This window comes from Flavobacterium sp., assembly GCF_027483985.1.
In the GTDB taxonomy this organism is placed as follows: domain Bacteria; phylum Bacteroidota; class Bacteroidia; order Flavobacteriales; family Flavobacteriaceae; genus Flavobacterium.
On the sequence record NZ_JAIXTJ010000050.1, the window covers coordinates 74,669 to 94,471 of the forward strand.

17 protein-coding genes are annotated in these 19,803 nt (G+C 30.8%); 10 read left to right on the forward strand and 7 right to left on the reverse strand.

Translation table 11 applies throughout. The annotated features are described in order from the left end of the window. Positions 1-8 precede the first annotated feature (8 nt). The 6 genes from Q0050_RS12700 to Q0050_RS12725 are packed head-to-tail and all read right to left on the reverse strand — an operon-like array spanning position 9 to position 4,481. On the reverse strand, positions 9-1,355 hold the full coding sequence (locus Q0050_RS12700; RefSeq protein WP_298396415.1) for a YHYH protein: 1,347 nt from the start codon (positions 1,353-1,355) through the stop codon (positions 9-11). Positions 1,356-1,415: 60 nt separating this feature from the next. Beyond that, on the reverse strand, positions 1,416-2,441 hold the full coding sequence (locus Q0050_RS12705) for a cytochrome c peroxidase (RefSeq protein ID WP_298396418.1): 1,026 nt from the start codon (positions 2,439-2,441) through the stop codon (positions 1,416-1,418). After that, positions 2,438-3,148, reverse strand: a complete 711-nt coding sequence (locus Q0050_RS12710; protein ID WP_298396421.1) for an MbnP family protein — start codon at positions 3,146-3,148, stop codon at positions 2,438-2,440. The genes Q0050_RS12705 and Q0050_RS12710 overlap by 4 nt, the downstream gene beginning before the upstream one ends. Next, on the reverse strand, positions 3,141-3,605 hold the full coding sequence (locus Q0050_RS12715) for a hypothetical protein (protein ID WP_298396423.1): 465 nt from the start codon (positions 3,603-3,605) through the stop codon (positions 3,141-3,143). Before Q0050_RS12715 ends, Q0050_RS12710 begins: the two co-directional genes overlap by 8 nt. A gap of 2 nt (positions 3,606-3,607) precedes the next feature. After that, positions 3,608-3,877 (reverse strand): hypothetical protein, encoded by a 270-nt coding sequence (locus Q0050_RS12720; protein ID WP_298396426.1) that lies wholly within the window; start codon positions 3,875-3,877, stop codon positions 3,608-3,610. A gap of 58 nt (positions 3,878-3,935) precedes the next feature. After that, complete coding sequence (locus Q0050_RS12725) at positions 3,936-4,481, reverse strand: RNA polymerase sigma factor (protein ID WP_298396429.1); 546 nt, start codon at positions 4,479-4,481, stop codon at positions 3,936-3,938. 129 nt (positions 4,482-4,610) lie between these two features. Between Q0050_RS12725 and fabG the strand changes: the two genes are divergently transcribed. The 3 genes from fabG (at position 4,611) to Q0050_RS12740 (ending at position 7,886) form a co-directional block, all read left to right on the forward strand. Next, positions 4,611-5,357, forward strand: a complete 747-nt coding sequence (gene fabG / locus Q0050_RS12730) for a 3-oxoacyl-[acyl-carrier-protein] reductase (RefSeq protein WP_298396432.1) — start codon at positions 4,611-4,613, stop codon at positions 5,355-5,357. Between the two features lie 69 nt (positions 5,358-5,426). Next, positions 5,427-5,795, forward strand: a complete 369-nt coding sequence (locus tag Q0050_RS12735) for a four helix bundle protein (RefSeq protein WP_298396436.1) — start codon at positions 5,427-5,429, stop codon at positions 5,793-5,795. A 63-nt stretch (positions 5,796-5,858) separates the two neighbouring features. Continuing rightward, positions 5,859-7,886: a hypothetical protein gene (locus Q0050_RS12740; RefSeq protein WP_298396439.1), complete on the forward strand. Its 2,028-nt coding sequence runs from the start codon at positions 5,859-5,861 to the stop codon at positions 7,884-7,886. A gap of 119 nt (positions 7,887-8,005) precedes the next feature. Here the strand turns inward: Q0050_RS12740 and Q0050_RS12745 are convergent, their stop codons facing one another. Next, positions 8,006-10,084, reverse strand: coding sequence for an LTA synthase family protein (locus Q0050_RS12745; RefSeq protein ID WP_298396443.1), 2,079 nt, complete (start codon positions 10,082-10,084; stop codon positions 8,006-8,008). A gap of 269 nt (positions 10,085-10,353) precedes the next feature. Here Q0050_RS12745 and Q0050_RS12750 point away from each other — a divergent pair, with 269 nt between their 5' ends. The 7 genes from Q0050_RS12750 to Q0050_RS12780 all read left to right on the forward strand — a co-directional run bounded on the left by Q0050_RS12750 (position 10,354) and on the right by Q0050_RS12780 (position 19,801). Further along, positions 10,354-10,788, forward strand: a complete 435-nt coding sequence (locus Q0050_RS12750) for a thioredoxin family protein (RefSeq protein WP_298396446.1) — start codon at positions 10,354-10,356, stop codon at positions 10,786-10,788. Then, positions 10,788-11,777: an FAD:protein FMN transferase gene (locus Q0050_RS12755; protein WP_298396449.1), complete on the forward strand. Its 990-nt coding sequence runs from the start codon at positions 10,788-10,790 to the stop codon at positions 11,775-11,777. The genes Q0050_RS12750 and Q0050_RS12755 overlap by 1 nt, the downstream gene beginning before the upstream one ends. A 7-nt stretch (positions 11,778-11,784) precedes the next feature. Next, on the forward strand, positions 11,785-11,997 hold the full coding sequence (locus Q0050_RS12760; RefSeq protein ID WP_298396452.1) for a DUF4266 domain-containing protein: 213 nt from the start codon (positions 11,785-11,787) through the stop codon (positions 11,995-11,997). 15 nt (positions 11,998-12,012) lie between these two features. Then, positions 12,013-13,338, forward strand: a complete 1,326-nt coding sequence (locus Q0050_RS12765) for a DUF3570 domain-containing protein (protein ID WP_298396455.1) — start codon at positions 12,013-12,015, stop codon at positions 13,336-13,338. 4 nt (positions 13,339-13,342) lie between these two features. Continuing rightward, a complete protein-coding gene (locus tag Q0050_RS12770; protein WP_298396458.1) occupies positions 13,343-14,005 on the forward strand; it encodes a response regulator transcription factor in 663 nt (220 codons plus the stop codon). A gap of 9 nt (positions 14,006-14,014) precedes the next feature. Further along, positions 14,015-15,394, forward strand: coding sequence for an ATP-binding protein (locus Q0050_RS12775; protein ID WP_298396461.1), 1,380 nt, complete (start codon positions 14,015-14,017; stop codon positions 15,392-15,394). A gap of 72 nt (positions 15,395-15,466) precedes the next feature. Further along, complete coding sequence (locus Q0050_RS12780; protein WP_298396464.1) at positions 15,467-19,801, forward strand: CusA/CzcA family heavy metal efflux RND transporter; 4,335 nt, start codon at positions 15,467-15,469, stop codon at positions 19,799-19,801. Positions 19,802-19,803 lie beyond the last annotated feature (2 nt).

Here is a 19,803-nt window from a genome sequence, read left to right on the forward strand (position 1 = left end):
TGGTTTGGTTATTTTTTTATGATGACTTTAAAACTTTTACTTGAATTGGCTGATGAAACTTTTACAAAATAAATACCATCATAAATCGTATCTGTTTCGATAATACTCAAGGTACTACCTTGAACAATTTTTGATGTTTTAACAATTTTCCCAAGTTCATCAATTAATGTTACAGTTAAATCGTTTTCAACTAAATCAGTTTGAATAGCAATAAATTCCGACGCTGGATTTGGATACAATGTTATTTTTGTTTTATTGATATCAAATGTATTATTAGCTAAAACAAAAGTCGTTGTTCCTGCTGGCACTGATGTAACTGTTGTCACCACTACATTTCCATAAAATGTCGGTCCAACTGCATAAGGATAGGCAGAATTGTGATTAGCATCAACAGTTGTAAAATAACAATAAATTCCTAAAGGATACTCAGGTGTTATACAAAATCTTCCGTTGTGAGAATCTAAATAAGTGGGATCATTTGGATGTGCAATATATTCATAATCTTCTCTGAAATAGCCATTAAAAAAAGTTTGAGTTCCTACCACTTGGTTAATAGCAGGTCCATTTGTTCTAGTAGTATTAGTTCTTAATTGGTAACTAGATTTCATTCGTGTAATTGCCCCAGTACCATTGGTGTTTGTATAAGCATACGCACCATAAATAGGAAAACCATCATAAGCAAACCCTAATAATGGTGAATGTTCTGAAGGATTTATGGCATATAAACCATCGGAAGGATACAAATTACATATGGTAGAAGTTACTACTAAATCTAAATTAAAAGCACTAGGATTTTGATGGTGATGATAATTACCCATTGCTGGATGCGCTTTAGAACAATCAAAACCGGCTCTTTCCGCTGGTATAGCGTCTCTATTCCAAGCTTGTGTTGTCATTGGTCCACCAGGACAAGCAGGATTTCCTGGTCCACCACAAAGTGCCCCAGTGGTATTGTTCCAAGCCACACCATCGCGATAATCATAAAGAGCTACACCATTTATAAAAACACCAATATTTCCGCCTGTTGTTGCCGTTGGAGTTCCAGTATTTTGTGTTGGAATTAAAGGAATTCTGAAAATTTTATTTTGAGCAGTAGCTAATGATGGATTCCCATCTTGAAAAGGACCAGTAATATAAGCTGGAATTCCCGTAGCCGAAACATAAGAATAAGTAGCATTATATTTAACCGATTGAACATTAGCTTGAACTGCATCAATTATCGGAGTTGAATTTCCTGCTAAATAGTGGCGACCAATTATTCCAGTAGTATTTTGCATCCATTTAGTTATTGCTGGATTGGTTTGTGCAGTGGATAAAATACTAGCAAAAATTAGTAGTGTAAAAATTCTTTTCATTGGTAGGATGGTTATAGTTGATTATTAGACGAATTAAATGTAAATCTCTTGCGATAGGTTTTAATTATTTTTTGGAAAACCATATTTAGGATGGAATAAAAATTCTTTATCGGTTAATGTTTTCAGAAAAGCCAGAAGCTCAGTACGTTGATGATCAGTAAGATTTAAAGGTTTTTTTAGTTGCTTGGATAAAGTTTTACTTTGTTGAATTCCAGTGTTATAATGTTTTAAAACTTCGTTTAATTTTTTAAATCTACCATCATGCATATAAGGAAAAGTGAATTCAATATTTCGTAAAGTCGGAACTTTAAATCGTAACGAATCCGTTGGGTTTTGCGTGATTTTCATTCTACCAAAATCATTTAGAGTAGTATCAATTGGTAATCCGTTATTTTCAAATTGGTCACTTGTAAATAAAGGTTCTTTGTGACACGAAGCACAATTTTGTTTGAATAATTCATATCCTTTTTGTTCCATTTCAGTGAATTTGTCTTCCTTGCGAAGTACTTTGTCATATTTTGAATTTGATGTTGTAAGAGAAACTACAAATTGAGCTAATGCTTTTAAGGTCAATTGTCCCGTTATTTTTTTTGACCCAAAGGCTTGTTTAAATAATTTAGGATACTGTTGTGAAAACTGTAGTTTTTTTACAACATTTTCCACTGTTTCATTCATTTCCATCGCACTTGTAATCGGATTCAAAGGCTGCACTTCAAGATTATTTACGCCACCATCATATTGAAAATGCTTTGACCAAGCCAAATTTTGGAGCGTAAGCGCATTTCGCATTCCAATTTTACCATCTATTCCGTGACTTAAATCGTGATCTACGTGAGCAAAACCTGTTTGTTGCAAATGACAACTAGCACACGAAATAGTACTATCTTTAGATAAAATAGGATCATAAAATAGTTTTCTTCCCAATTCAAAACCTTCTTCCGATAACGGATTGTTTTTGAAATTATAAATAGGTTTAGGGAAATTCTCGGGAACATCAAAATAAATAGGAGTGAAGTCTAATTTGGAAAATCCCAAAATAGAAAATAGTATTATCGTCAAACCTAAAATTGCACTATTTTTTCTCATTCAATAGAATACATTTCTGCGGAATTATCTGCAATTTTCATAGCTTTTTCACAAGGTATCATTATAGAATTATTTTTACTTAAATCTATAGTATTAAATAGTTTAAATAAGTTTACCTTAAGTAAAATTTTATCACCAATATTATTATTATTATTATTATCATTACAATCTAGAACAACTTTTCTCAAAGCATAATAAGGTTTTAAATAGCCTCCAATATGAAACTGAAAAGCATTTTTTCGTGTTTTACAGCTCTTGCTTGTGCCTTCGATTTTCATATTAATATAACCACTTTGCCAAGCCCAATACATTCCGTTTGTAACATCTAAATCGTCAGATAATGCTCCCGAAACACTAGTTGTGCTGTCTAATCCAACATTGAAAATTACTTTTGAAATTTTATTTGTATTTCTAGGAATTAAAAATTGTAAGGATTTTTTATTTTCGATATCTATTAAGTGATAACTGTTTTTTTCATTATAAAATGAACCATTGTTGTACTCAATTTTTAAATCTGATATGTAAAATTTAACCAAGTCCAATTTTAGCGTATCCTTGTTTGAAATATAATCTTTATTTAATTCTAGGTTTTCTGAATTCCAACATAAGTCTACTTGAAAGGAAATATAATCCTTTTCATTTTGAGCTTGATTCTTAGAAAAGAATAACAAACAAAAGGCAATTAGAAGATAATGATTTCTATTCATTTCGTGGCTTTCGCTTAGGTGAAAATAATTTACTCAATTCTTTCGTTAAGTTAGCGTAATCATCTAATTGCTCTTTTTTACAAAGAGATTTTATATCTAAAAAATGATTGAAATGGGTAGTTTCAATTTGTTTTTGAGCTGCAGCTAACTGATTGATTAATTGGTCTTTTTTAACTACATCAATCACTTCAGAATTTAATAGTTGATACAATTCATTTTTAGTTGTTCTAATAGTTTGGTCTAATTCACGAATTGCATTCTGATGCATTTTGATGGTCACATCATAAGCAGCAATTTGATCAGTATCAAAATGTAATTGTTCTATAACAATTTCCCTAGGCATCCTTCTTTCTCTAGGTCTTTCTTTATCTTTATTTACAAATAAAAAACCAAGAATTCCAAAATTTAATAAGAGTAAGGCAAGTACAGCGAAGCTTAAAAGTTTTGTCTTATTCATAATCATTTGTATAATTGATTATTTTTATTTATCACTAATTCTAAACTAGCTATTTCTGAATGATTTGATTTTGCGAAATAATTCAATAAAACTAAGTTCAACGAAAGTAAAATCACAATTGAAGCAGCTACTAGCCAAATTGTTTGTATTGAAACTTTGTCTTTACGAGCAATTTTTCGTTCAATTCTAGAAAATAAATCGTTGTTGGGAATCACTTTTGTAATTCCATCAACACTATTAAAAACGTTATTTATAAAATCTTCCTTATTCATTGCGGTGAATTTTCAAAAATGTTTTGGTCTATTCTTATACATTAGACGCTACTTATTTTTATTTCTTGCGGTATTCTTCAAATTTATTTTCTAATTGTTCTTGCAACGCTTTCTTTGCTCTAAAAACTAAAGATTCAACTGCTGAAATACTAATGTTCATTACTTCAGAAATTTCAGGATTACTTAAACCGTCTAATTTTGAAAGAATAAAAGCTGTTTTTTGATTTTCAGAAAGGGAGTTAATTGCGTTAAATAAAATAGCGGCATTTTCTTTATTTTGCAACACTATTCCTGGATGTTCAAAGGTTGAAAGGTTTTTAATTTCAAGTTGATTATTCGATTTTTTACCGAAAATAAAAAAGCGCTTTGAACTATTTTTATGTTTTATAAAATCTAAACTTTTATTAATTGCAATTCGGTAAATCCAGGTTTTTAGAGACGATTTTTCATTAAATGTCGCTATCGAATTGTGAACTTGGATAAAGACATCCTGTGTGATTTCTTCTGCATCTTCACTATTTTGCAAATAATGCAGCGCTACATTAAAAACCAACACTTTGTATTGATTATAAATGTGTTGAAAATGCTCTTGGTCAGAAATCATAAAATAAGGTTGGTCATTGTAGGACTTATAATCTTAAAAAAGGTTTAAATGTACTCTTATTTTTTAATGAATATCAAAATAGTGCTATATTTGGCTTTTAAAATTAGAAACAAACTAACAAAGAATATTATGAAATTACTTGAAGGAAAAGTAGCTATTATTACCGGTGCAAGTCGTGGAATTGGTAGCGGAATTGCAAAAGTATTTGCTCAACACGGAGCTAATGTGGCTTTTACCTACAGTTCATCGGCAGAATCTGCTTTAGCTTTAGAAAATGAATTAGGCGCTTTAGGTATTAAAGCAAAAGGATATAAGTCAAATGCTGCCGACTTTAGCGAAGCTCAAAAATTAGTTGATGATGTAATGGCTGACTTCGGAAATGTTGACGTTTTAATCAACAATGCCGGAATCACGAAGGATAATTTATTAATGCGAATGAGTGAAGAAGATTTTGATAAAGTAATTGAAATCAACTTGAAATCAGTTTTCAATATGACCAAAGCGGTGCAAAAAATTATGTTGAAAAACCGCAAAGGTTCCATCGTTAATATGAGTAGTGTAGTAGGAGTGAAAGGTAATGCCGGACAAGCGAACTATGCGGCTTCAAAAGCAGGAATGATTGGTTTTACAAAGTCAATCGCACTAGAATTAGGTTCAAGAAATATTCGTTGCAACGCAATTGCGCCAGGATTTATTGAAACCGAAATGACTGCCAAATTAAACGAAGATGTAGTGCAAGGTTGGAGAGATTCTATTCCGTTAAAACGTGGTGGAACACCAGAAGACGTAGCTAATGCTTGTCTCTTCTTTGCATCAGATATGAGTGCTTATGTTTCAGGACAAGTGCTTAATGTTTGTGGTGGAATGCTAACTTAAGATTTTATTTAAGGTGTAAAAGTTTGGGTGTTTAAAAGTTTAAAAGAGTTTGAAATAAAATATATCCAAATGAGAATATTTAGTTTTGAAAAGTTGATTGCTTGGCAAAAAGGACGAGAATTAGCTATTTTGATTTATAAAACAACAAAATTATTCCCTAAAGATGAAACTTTTGGTTTGACAAGTCAAATGAGACGATGTTCCATATCTATTGCTTCTAATTTAGCCGAAGGTTCTGGTAGAAGTTCAATGAAAGACAAAGCTAGATTTTCTGAAATTGCTTATAGTTCATCTTTAGAGTTATTGAATCAAATCATATTAAGTTTTGATTTCGAATATGTTGATGAAATCCAATATATTCAAATAAGGGAAAAAATTACAGAAGTAAATATGCTTATTGATGGTTTACATAAATCTCAAATTGCTAATATAAAATAGTTTAAAACTACTAGTAGACAATACCTTTTAAACTTTTAAACACATAAACTTTTAAACTATCAAATGAACAGATCCACTTTATTATTAATAATCTTGTCAGTTTTAGTAGCTGGTGGTTTGTCTTATTTTCAATATTTTTATAAAGCTAAGAGTACTTCAAAAATAACGAAGCTCTTAGCTTTTTTACGTTTTATAACGGTTTTTGGACTTTTACTGTTGTTGATAAATCCAATTATTAGTCGAAGTACTTTTGAAACTATTAAAACGCCTCTACCAATAGTTGTTGATAATTCTAGTTCGATTACCGATCTGAAAGCCAATGTTGTAGCTAAGGAAGTTTATGAAAAATTAGTTTCAAACGCTAAATTAAAAGATAAATTTGATATTCAATCTTACGGTTTTGATGCTGATTTTCAACCAACAGAGAATTTTGATTTTAAAGGAAAACAAACCAATATTGATGAAGTTGCAAAAAACTTAAAGAGTATCAATAAAAACTTGAATTATCCAACGGTTTTAATTTCTGACGGAAATCAAACTTCGGGTTCGGATTATGTTTTTAGTTTTGATGCAAATAATAAAGTTTATCCGTTAGCTGTTGGTGACACAACGACTTATTTAGATTTGAAAATCAATCAAATTAATGTAAATAAGTATGCTTTTCACAAAAATAAATTTCCAGTAGAGATTTTTCTTCAATATGCTGGAACCAAATCGGTCAATGCTAATTTTGCTATTTCGCAAGGCAATAATGTTTTGAGCAAACAAAGTATTTCGTTTTCTCCTTCTAAAAAATCGGTGGTTTTGAATGTATTATTACCAGCTGATAAAACAGGTTTACAAATCTTTAATGCAACGTTAACCTCGTCAGAAGCTGAAAAAAACACTTATAATAATGCCAAGAAATTTGCAGTAGAGATTATCGATCAAAAGACTGAAGTTGCCATAATTTCAGCTATTAATCATCCTGATGTTGGTGCATTAAAACGCGGAATAGAAACTAATGCACAACGTAAAGTTACGATACTTAAACCCAATCAAACCAATGATTTAAGTAAGTATAATGTTTTGGTTATTTATCAACCCAATACTACATTCAAACAAGTATTTGACTCCAATAAAAATCTTAAAATTAATACCTGGATTATTACAGGCTTGAATACAGATTTTAGTTTTTTAAACCAACAACAAGATATTATAGATTTTAAAATGTCGTCTCAAAAAGAAGACTATTTAGCCAATTTCGATTCCAATTTTAATCTTTTTGCTATTGACAATTTAGGTTTTGAAAGTTTTCCGCCATTAGAAAATCCATTCGGAACGATTACTTCTAAAAACAACAATACAACATTGCTATCGTCAAGAATAAGAAATGTTGAAACGAACCAACCTATGTTAACATTTTCAGATAATCAAGGAAAACGAAATGCCTTTTTATGTGGAGAAAACATCTGGAAATGGCGTGCGCATAGTTTTGTAGACAAAAAAACATTTGAAGAGTTTGATGTTTTTCTTGATAAAACAATTCAGTTTTTGGCTTCAAATGATTCTAAAAAATCACTAATTGTTAATCACGAACGTTTTTATAACTCTGGCGATGCTCTCGAAATTACAGCACAGTATTTCAATAAAAATTATGAATTTGACGATAAAGCACGTTTGACGATTAGTGTTACAAACAATAAAACGAAGCAAGTTAAACGTTATGATTTATTAAAAACCAATAATAGTTTTAAGGTAAATCTTGATGGTTTGCCAGCCGGACAATATTCGTTTAAAGTTAAAGAGTTAAACTCAAATGCCAGTTACTCTAGCAACTTCGAAGTTTTAGATTTTGATATTGAAAAGCAATTTGTAAATCCTGATATGGTTAAATTAAAACAACTAGCTTCTCAAACTAAAGGTGCCGTCTTTGTTCCAAATCAAATAGATGCTTTAATTAAAACACTTTTAGACAACGAAGATTATAAGGCTATTCAAAAAGATATTGTAAAAAAAACACCTTTTATTGATTGGGTTTGGTTACTAGTTTTAATTGCTCTGTCTTTAGCATCAGAATGGTTTATTAGAAAATATAACGGATTACTGTAAAAACACGTAGAACTACGTATAGGCCAAAAAAAAATAGTAACTTAAATTTGTACCAGTTAAGTTAGACTTTAACCCTTAAAAACTCCACAATCAATTTTATTATTGTTTTAGTGGAGTTTTTATTTTTCATCCTTTTTATGTTTTAAAATATAACTTGTGGTTTGATAATAGGAAACAGCTTCATTTTTCAATTCGACATTTTCTTTTTTCATAAGGGTTTGATTAAAATAAATTGGATATTTGTCTGGTACCAATTCTAATTTATACTGCTTTACCTTTTGTTTTGGTGATAAAATAGTTAAAACATCGTTTTTAATATAACCTAAATCTTCGTATGTAGCAATAAATGCTCTAGGTTTATAGTCTGTTTTTAAAACATCTTGACCAAAAAATTTACTTTTATAACTGAAGTTTAAAAGTCCAAATAATGTAGGCATTAAATCAATTTGTGAACATAAATCGGTATAATTTCCAGCGTCAATAAATCCAGGTGAATAAATAAAACCTGGTATTCTATATTTGTCAAGTGGTAATTCAGTCTTTCCTGAACTTGAAGCGCAATGGTCAGCAACAATAACAAAAACAGTGTTTTTAAACCAAGATTGTGTAGAAGCCATTTTGAAAAATTGACGCAAAGCATAATCGGTGTATTTCACGCCGCCTTCACGAGATTTAGAATGCGAATCAATATCTATTTTTCCATCAGGATAAGTAAATGGTCTGTGATTGCTAACAGTCATCCAATGATTAAAAAAAGGTTTACCAGTTTTGGCTTCTTTATTCATTACATTTATTGCAATTTTAGCCATATCTTCATCGCAAATTCCCCAAACATTAGAGAAAGTAATATCATCAGGTTTTACTGTTTTTTTGTCAACGATTTCATAGCCATTGCCAGCGTAAAAACTTTCCATATTATCAAAATAGGAATCACCACCGTAAAGAAATTTTACAGCATATCCTTTTTCTTTAAAAACAGATCCTGTTGTGAATTTATGAGCATTGTCTTTTCGTTTAATAACACTTTCACCAGCTGTTGGAGGTAAACACAATGTTACTGCTTCTAAACCACGCACAGTTCGATTTCCAACGGCATATAAATTTTTAAAATTTAAACTTTTAGAGGACAAACTATCAAGAAATGGAGTTATGTTTTTGTCACTTCCATAAGAATTCATAAAATCGGCACTCAAACTCTCAATTGTAATTAAAACCACATTCTTATGAATTTCTTGATTGGAATTTTTTACAACGCGTGCAGAGAAATCTGCTGCAAAATCAGGAATTTGCTTTTGAAGAATAGCTACAGCTTCAGCATTTGGAAGGGTTTTATAAAATTTGTTATACTCTAATTCACTGTTCATAAAAGCCAAGTAAAATTTATAAATACCATTAGCTTGTAATTCATTGGAAAACATATTGGTAGAGTTTTCTTTCTTTGCTAAAAAAGGAAGGACAAAAAGTGAAGTACTAAATAAAATGGTGTAGATTAGAATACTTTTTATTTTTTCATTGAACGTTGGAAGATCTTTCAAAAATGGTTTTGTGCGTTTCACAACAAAGTAAGTTATGGCTAATGTAATCACACCAACTCCAGTAAATAAAGGAATAATTGGGTAGGATTCCATTATGTTTTTTATTACTTCATTCGTATAAACGAGATAATCAACGGCAATAAAATTATATCGAACTCCAAATTTGTTCCAGAAAAAATATTCACTTATCGCGTTTTGAACAATAACCAAAACAAAAATAAAAATGGTTGTAGCAAATAAACCTAATCTGATTTTATTTCGATGCTTTGGCAGAAAAAGAAGCAACCCAAACAAAATTGTTTTTAAAGAAACAAAAGCAATTCCGATTTCAGGTAATGAACCTCCATATTCGTGGAGAATTGATTTTCCTGATAATAAATAGAGTAATAGAAGAATATGAATAGCAAATAAACCTATGCCATAAGGTTTTTTATATTTTTCGTTAGACAAAAAAACTAAGTACAATAAAAGTAACGAACTGCCCAATATGTAGATAAAAACATCTGAAAATAAACCCAATACAATTATTTTTAAAACTTCTACAATTTCAAAACTTGATTGCGTTATCGGATGAAAAAAAAGTACAATTCTAGTGATAAAACTAATTGCCAAGTAAATGATTCCTAACTGTAAAATAGGTGAGTGCCTGTTTAATAATTTCATTATGATAAATTTGAACAAATATATTTTCTTAAATTCCTAATTTGTTTAAGGTACACTTAGCATTGTCTTAAGGTTGACTTAAGATTAAAATTGGCTTAAGAATCTAAAATCTGCGACCAACCAATTAATAATATGGATAATTTTGCGTTGTAATGAAGACTGATTTTTTATTGTGCTTCGATAATAGTACCATAATAGACTTCAATTAAATTTATTTCAAATTAAAAGTTGTACCTTACCTTATTATGATTCTTAAAAAAATAATTAATATGAAAATAGTTCTAGTGATTTTTGTAATGATGCTAAGTTTTGGTACTTATGCTCAAGACTGGAAAACAAATATGGAAGAAGCCAAGGCAACTGCCGGTAAAGAAAATAAAAACATTCTTCTAGTTTTTTCAGGTTCTGATTGGTGTGCGCCTTGCATTAAATTAGATAAAGTAGTTTGGAAATCAGAGGTTTTTAAACAATATGCTGAAAAGAAATTTGTATTATTAAGAGCTGATTTCCCTAATAAAAAAGCAAATCAATTACCAAAAGAAGTTGCTGAAGGAAACAAAAAGTTGTCTGAAAAATATAATAAAGATGGTAATTTTCCATTAGTAGTTTTATTGGATAAATCTGGAAAAGTTATTGCAATGACTGGTTTCAAAAATATATCTGCCGAGGAATATGTCAAATTGTTAGATTCTTTGAATAAATAATGAAGCGCTATCTACTTTTCGGATTGGTTTTGATGACTCTAAATTCTTTTGGACAAATTGTTTACAAGAAAAAGTTGTCAATGTTAGGAAGTCCTTTCGAGATTACGGTTATTGCTAAAGACTCCGCGCAAGGAATTGTTTTCGCAGATAAAGCTATTGCAGAAGTAAAACGTATTGAAAATTTAATTTCAGATTGGATTCCAACTACGCAAATTTCTCAAGTCAATAAAAATGCAGGTATCAAACCAATTAAAGTAGATGATGAAGTTTTTAGTTTGGTAGAACGAGCGATAAAAATATCAAAACTAACCAACGGTGCTTTTGACATATCCTATGCTTCAATGGATAAAATTTGGAAATTTGATGGAAGTATGAAAGAAATGCCAACTCCAGAAGCTATCAAAAAATCGGTTGAAAAAATTGGATACCAAAAGATTATTCTTAATGATGCAAACAAAACTATTTTTCTGCAAGAAGAAGGAATGAAATTAGGCTTAGGCGGAATTGGACAAGGCTATATTGCCGACAAAATAAAAGCATTATTACAAAAAGACGGATGCGAATCGGGAATTGTAAATGTATCTGGTGATATCAATACTTGGGGTAAAAATATAGATGGCAAGCCTTGGAACATCGGAATTATTAATCCGATGAATAAAAATAAAGTTTTTGCGACTTTTCCTTTGATTGATTCTGCTGTAGAAACATCAGGAAGTTATGAGAAATTTGTGCAATTCAATGGTATTAGGTATTCACATATAATTGATCCTCGCACAGGTTATCCGGCAACGGGAATCGTAAGTGTGTCAGTATTTGCTAAACAAACCGAAATTGCCGATGCGCTAGCAACAGGAATTTTTGTTTTAGGAATTGATGTTGGATTGGATTTGGTCAATCAATTAAAAGGCATTCAATGTATAATAGTTGATGACAAAGGAAAAATTCATTCTTCTAAAGGAATAGATTTAAAAAAATATAATCTTAATTAAAAGTATAATGTTAAAGAAAATAGCTATCGTGGTTTTTTCAATTGTTGTATTGCAATCTTGTAATACGGTAAAACAATATGAAAAAGCCAAAGTAAACAGTACCGAAATGAAACTTACAGCCAAATCAACTGAGCGCTATGAAACCGCATTTCAGGTTTATAGAGAAGCTGCTGCTGGTGCAAATGGAGGAAAATCTGGTGGAGGTTGTGGTTGTAATTAAATCTGATAAAAAGTCATGCAAAATAAAATAGTTTTAGTTTTTATATTTTTTACAACTTTTGTTTTTTCACAAGAACAAAAAGTGGTTAAAGATACCACAGTAGCTTTTAAAAAGCGTGTTCTTGAAGCTACAGAAGTAGACTTTTTGTTAAGTTATTACAAACAAGATGGCATTCATTCGTCAGTTTCTGGCGGAATTGGTTCTGAAAATCTTACTGATGTTGCTTCTAATATTATTGTAGCCATACCAATGAATGATGATGATGTACTTACAATTGATGCAGGAATTTCTGCCTATACATCAGCGTCTTCAAGTAATATTAATCCTTTTGATTCTAAAAATCCTACGCCTTGGCAGAGTTCTTCTGGCGCTTCTGAGCAAGATGCTTTGGTCTCTTTGGTAGCAAATTATAGCCACAGCAGTGATGATAGAAATTTTATTTGGAATGCAGATGTTTCTTTTTCAAACGAATATGATTACACATCAGTTGGTTTTGGAGGAGGAATTTCAAAGTTATTCAATGATAAAAATTCGGAAGTTTCAGTTAAAGTAAATGCGTACTTAGACCAATGGCGACCAATTTATCCTGCTGAATTAAGAAGCGGAAATTATGCTAGTTTTAGTCCGTTATTTAATCCAAATTTTGTGGCTTGGGATAGTACTGCTCGAAATTCATATTCTGCTTCATTTAGTTTCTCTCAAGTATTGACCAAGAAAACACAATTTTCACTTTTCTTTGATTTAGTACAACAAGATGGAAAACTATCAACACCTTATCACCGAGTTTATTTTGCCGACAAACCTGATTATTATTTTGGTAATCCAAGTTTTATTCCAAATTACGAAAATAGTTCCAATGCTGGAGTTTATAGATTGGCTGATGCTATTGAAAAATTACCAAGTTCGCGTTTTAAACTGCCAATTGGTTTAAGATGGAATTATTACATCAATGAAACATTTGTTGTTAGAACCTATTACAGATATTATACTGATAATTGGGATATTACTGCACACACAGCATCTATCGAAGTGCCGATTAAATTAACAGATAAATTCACGGTTTCACCGATGTATCGCTATTATACGCAAACGCACTCAAAGTATTTTGCACCTTTTGAAAAGCATTTGTCTACTGAAGAATTTTATACTTCTGATTATGATTTATCCTCCTTTAATGCCAATCAATATGGTTTAGGTTTATCTTATACTGACATTTTTACAAGCGCCAAAATTTGGAAGTTCGGTTTAAAAAATATCGATTTTAGATTTAATCATTATGATAGGAATGACGGTTTAAAATCAAATATTGCAAGTTTAGGTTTTAAATTTATTATGCAATAATCGAATGAAAATATTAATAGTTGAAGACGAAAAAGGAATTTCTGATTTTTTACAACAAGGATTAGAAGAAGAAGGTTATGAAATAACAGTAGCTTCTGATGGTAAATTAGGATTAGAATTAGCAATTTCAAATAAACCAGATTTGATTCTTCTAGATTGGATGTTGCCAAAACTGCCAGGAATAGAGGTATGCAAAGAATTCAGAAAAACGGACGCTAAAACACCAATTCTATTTTTAACAGCCAAAGATACCATACAAGAAACAATCGAAGGTTTAAAATCGGGCGCTAATGATTACATAAAAAAACCTTTTAGTTTTGAAGAATTGTTAGAACGTATAAAAATTCATTTTAGAACTATCGATGATGAAAAACAATTAACTTTAGCCAATATTAAAGTTGATTTAAGCAAATATCAGGTTTTTGTTGACGATAAAGAGGTTTCTTTAACCCAACGTGAGTTCGAACTTTTAGTTTATTTAATAAAAAATAAAGGTAACGTTTGTACAAGAATTCAAATCATAGAAGATGTTTGGGACATTCATTTTGAATATGATACTGGAGTTATTGATGTTTTTATGAATGCCATTCGAAAAAAACTTAATCTAAGTAAAGAAAACGATTGTATCAAAACAATTCGTGGAGTAGGTTATATTGCCAATGATTAACACCAATTTATGTTTACCTTTTCATTTAAAAATCGAATAGCTTTTAATTATATAATTAGTACCGCGTTATTAATTGCGTTTGTATTTATTGTGATTTATCAGGTGATTTACTACAGCGTTGATATTCACATCAATGATGACATCAAAGATGAAGTTAAAAAACATCTCAATGAAATTGAAATCGATCGAAATGAAACCTACTTAATTCAAGTAGATCAATGGCGCGCTCGTGAACACAATACGGTAGATGTGAATCCTGTATTTGTGCAGTTTCACGATATTAATAATGAATTGATTGACAAATCTCCTAATCTAAAAGGAATTTTGTTAAAGTTAAGTGGTGCAGAAAAAGATAACGTACTACTTGATACCTATTTAAATAACAAACCGATAAGACAAATACAAGTTCCGCTTGTTGATGATAATAAAATTATTGGTCACGTCATTGTAGCGATGTCACTTGATGATGCCACAATGATTTTATCCAATTTAAAAAACATTCTTCTTATTGCTTTTCCAGTAATTCTAGTGGTTTTGTTTTTAATTGCACGATTAATTGCCGGAAGAAGTATCAAACCAGTAACTTCTATTATCGAAACTTCTAGCAAAATAACGAGAGATAATTTAACTTCTAGAATTCAATTACCTTCCAACAAAGACGAACTCTATACGCTTTCCGAAACCATCAATAATCTTTTGGATAGAATCGAGAATGCAATCGAACGCGAAAAGCAATTTACATCGGATGCTTCCCACGAACTACGAACTCCTTTAGCTGTAATCAAAGGCACAATGGAAGTTTTAATCAGAAAACCTAGAGAACAAAAAGAATATCAAGATAAAATTAATTTTTGCATAAGCGAAGTAGATAGAGTCAATAATCTAGTAGATCAATTGCTTTTATTAGCTCGTTTTGAAAATCAAAAACAAAATTTTAAAAGCGAACAAGTTTATCTTAATTCGACTATTTTAGATACTATTGCTAGATTTTCTGATAAAATAAAAGAAAAAAATATTATTATAAAATCTACTTTTAATGAGGATTATTACTGTAAATCAGATACTTATTTAATTGCCATAATCATTAGTAATATCGTTTCAAATGCTATAAAGTATAGTAATCAAAATGGTGAAATTAAATTTGAATTATCGAAAGAAGCAGAGGCAACATTTTTATCGATTTCAGATAATGGAATTGGTATTGCTAGCGAAGATTTGGGGAAAATCTTCAATTCGTTTTATCGCTCCGATGTTTCCAATCATCCAGAAATTAAAGGAACAGGATTAGGATTGTCAATCGTAAAACGTCTTTGCGACCTATTATCTATAGAATTATCCATAGAAAGTGTAAAATCGCAAGGAACTTCAATCAAATTAAGAATTTCCTAATGGGATATTAAGAATATTCTAAGTTTATTTTTTCTAGACTTATTTATCTTTGTAGAAAGTAAATAAAATAAAATGCTTGAAAAAATAATTGCTTTTAGTTTAAAAAACAAACTGATAATTTTACTTCTTATCGCTGGAATTTTTGGATTTGGAATTTATTCGGTGTTCCAAATTTCAATTGGTGCTGTGCCTGATGTTACTAATAATCAGGTTCAAGTTATCACAACTTCTAGAAATCTTTCCACTCAAGATATTGAGCAATTCATCACTTATCCGGTTGAGATTGAAATGGCAAACTTGCCTGGAGTAAAAGAAATTCGCTCTATCTCTAAATTCGGACTTTCGGTCGTTACCATCGTTTTTGAAGATGATATGGGTTCGTATCTTCCAAGACAATTAATTGCCGAAAAAATTAAAACAGCTTCCGAAAAAATCCCGCAAGGCTTTGGTACACCTGAAATGGGACCAATTACAACTGGTCTGGGCGAAATTTATCAATACATTTTAGATGTAAAACCCGAATATAAAAATCATTATTCTGTAACCGATTTAAGAACCATTCAAGATTGGGTTGTAAAACGTCAGTTATCTGGAATTAAAGGTGTTGTAGAAATAAATACTTGGGGTGGATATTTAAAACAATATGAAGTTGCCATAAATTCTTCCAAACTTAAAGCGATGAATATTTCAACTATTGATGTCTTCAACGCTTTAGAAAACAACAATAGTATTGCAGGTGGCGCATATATCGAAAAGGTAAATCAAAGTTATTTTATTCGTGGCGAAGGTAAAGTAAAGTCACTAGAAGATATTGAGAATATTGTTGTTAAAAGCGATAACGGAATTCCAATTTATGTAAAAGATGTTGCTCAAATTGGTTTTGGAAGTGCTAATCGTTTTGGTGCTATTACTGGAAATGGTCAAGGCGAAAAAGTACTCGGACAAGTAATGATGCTTAAAGGCGGAAACTCCAAACAAGTAATTGAAGATGTTAAAACAAGAGTGGACGAAATTGAAAAAACGTTACCAAAAGGTGTTTACATCAATCCGTTCTTAGAACGTAGTGAATTGGTTGGAAAAACTACGTTTACCGTTGCAGAGAATCTTATTTTAGGTTGTTTGATCGTAATATTTGTAGTAGTTCTTTTGTTAGGAAATTGGCGTTCAGGATTGGTAGTTGCTTCAGTAATTCCGTTATGTTTATTATTTGCAATTTCCTTTATGAATATTTTCGGAATCGATGCCAATCTAATGAGTTTAGGCGCAATAGATTTCGGAATTATAATTGATGGAGCCGTAATTATTGTTGAATTTATTGCTTTTCAAATTGCTTATAAATCGAAACATTTGATAAACTTATCTAAAGAAGACAGACAAATTCAAATTGATGAAATCACTTATAAAAGCGCATCAAAAATGATGAATTCAGCTGTTTTCGGACAATTGATTATTTTAATTGTTTTCATCCCAATTCTATCACTAACTGGCGTTGAAGGCAAAATGTTTAAACCAATGGCATTAACTTTTAGTTTTGCTTTAGCTGGCGCAATGTTATTATGTTTTACTTATGTTCCTGTAGTTTCATCGCTATTTTTAAAACCTAAAGAAGAAAATTCAAATTCTTTTTCATTAAGATTAATGGCTAAAATGAATTCGTGGTATTTGCCCGTAATTACTTGGGCTTTAAGTAATAGTAAAAAAGTAATTTATGGTGCGATTTCTTTGTTAGTTTTTGCAATCGTACTTTTTACAACAATGGGTGGCGAATTTATACCAACTTTAGACGAAGGTGATTTTGTAATCCAACCCGTTTTAAAAACAGGAACGTCTTTGACAAAAACCATCGAAACCACTACAAAAATTGAAAAAATCATTTTAAAAAATTTTCCAGAAGTTACTCAAGTGGTCAGTAGAATTGGTGCTGCCGAAGTTCCAACTGATCCAATGAGTATGGAAGAATCGGATATTATTGTAAAATTAAAACCAAAAGGCGAATGGGTTTCTGCTGATAATAAGGATGAATTGGCTGATAAAATTAAATTCGAAATCGAGAAACAAATTCCAAATATGGAAATCGAATTCACGCAACCCATTGAAATGCGCTTCAACGAATTAATTTCTGGAACTAGGAGTGATGTGGCCATCAAATTATTTGGAGAAGATTTAGATATTTTAGCAAAAAAAGCAGATCAAATTAAATATGCCATTGCCGATGTCGAAGGCGCATCTGATATCATCATCGAAAAAACAGAAGGCTTACCTCAAATGAGTGTGGTTTATAATCGATCTAAAATTGCACGCTATGGTTTAAATATTTCCGATTTAAACGAAATGATTGCTCTCGGTTTTGCAGGAAAAACGGTTGGAACTGTTTTTGAAGGTGAAAAACGTTTTGATGTGGTCATTCGTTTGGATAAAAACAATCGTCAGGATATTGATAATTTGAAAAATCTATATGTTCCAACTCCAAATGGAGACCAAATTCCGTTACAAGAATTGGCTCAAATTGAGTATACCGAAGGTCCAGCCAAAATTTCAAGAGACAATACTCATAGAAGAATTGTTGTAGGAATCAACGTTAGAAACCGCGATTTGCAAAGTGTTGTAAACGATGTTCAGAAAATCGTAACCGAAAAAATAAAACTTCCTGAAGGTTACTATGTAACTTATGGAGGTCAATTTGAAAACCTTCAAAGTGCTAAAGCAAGATTATTAATTGCGGTTCCAATTGCTTTATTTTTAATTTTCATTCTGTTATATTTTGCCTTTGGATCGGTAAAAGAAGCCTTGATGGTTTATTCGGCAATTCCACTTTCGGCTGTTGGCGGAATATTGTTTCTTTGGATTCGTGATTTGCCTTTTAGTATTTCGGCAGGCGTTGGATTTATTGCACTCTTCGGAATAGCAGTCCTCAACGGAATTGTACTTATTGAACATTTTAAAGAACTAAAACACCAAGGAATCAACGACATAAACGAACTTATTTTGAAAGGCACAACCGACAGATTACGACCAGTTTTGTTAACTGCATCCGCAGCAGCTTTAGGATTTTTACCTATGGCTATTTCGTCATCTGCTGGTGCAGAAGTGCAACGTCCGTTGGCAACAGTAGTAATTGGTGGATTGTTTACAGCAACTATATTGACTATGATTGTGCTTCCAATTTTATATAAACTTTTAGATAAAAAAGAAGGTAAAAAAGCCAAGTTTAAAATCCATACTAGTACAACAATCATTCTGCTTTTACTGAGTTCTTCATTAGTATTTTCTCAAAATAACAATCCTGAATTGGACAGTTTGATTAGTAAAGCACATCTAAATAATAAATCAATTAAAGCCGCGCAATTTCAAATTGATAAATCAAAAGCTACTATTAAAACGGCTTATTCATTTGATAAAACTAATATTTATTACAGTTATGATCAGAATAATTTGGCTTTGAATAACGAACCTTTAAAAGTGTTTGGAATACAACAACGATTTGCTTTTCCGACAGTTTATGGCGCGCAAAAAAAGCTTTATAATGCTGAATATGAAAGTGAAAAATCAAATTTTGAAATTAAAAAGAATAAATTAACATCCGAAGTAACCCAAGTTTACAACCACATTGTTTATTATCAAAATCAAGAAAAATTATATAAATATTTAGATAGTTTGTATCAAAATTTCTCGAAAGCAAGCGACAGACGTTTTGAGTTAGGCGAAACAAATTACCTTGAAAAAATTACGGCTCAAAGTAAGTTTCGACAAATCAGAACAAGATTAGCACAAATACAAAAAGATAAACTTGCGCAATACGATGTGCTTCAAGGATTAGTGCAATGTGATGAAAAAGTAATGATAAAAAATGATAAATTACTTCCATTAAATGACTTGACTGAAAGTTCAAATAAAGAAGTATATAATGCTTATTTCGATAATGTTACAAAAATTTATCAATCAAATATAAAACTTCAAAAGCAACAGTATTTGCCAGACATAAATCTAGAATATTTTCAAGGAAAAAATAACGGATTGTCGCAATCGTTATATGGTTTTCAGGTTGGTGTATCGGTTCCGATTTTGTTTGGTGGAATAAAAGCCAAAAATAATGTTGCCAAATTAGAAATAGAAAGTTGGGAACAACAAAAGCAAAGTCAGCATTTAAAAATCGAACACTATATTACTCAAAAGAAAAGCGAATTGCTAAAACACGAAGAAGGTATAAAATACTATAAAGAATATGGTGAGAAATTGGCAAAAGAGATTTTAAAAGTGGCTGAAATGAGTTACAAACACGGAGAAATAGATTTTTTTCAGTACATTACCTCTTTAGAAAATGCTACCACAATTCAAGTAGATTATCTTGAAAATGTATTACTTTACAACAAAACCCAAATCGACTTGGAGTACCTAAATTTTAATTAATT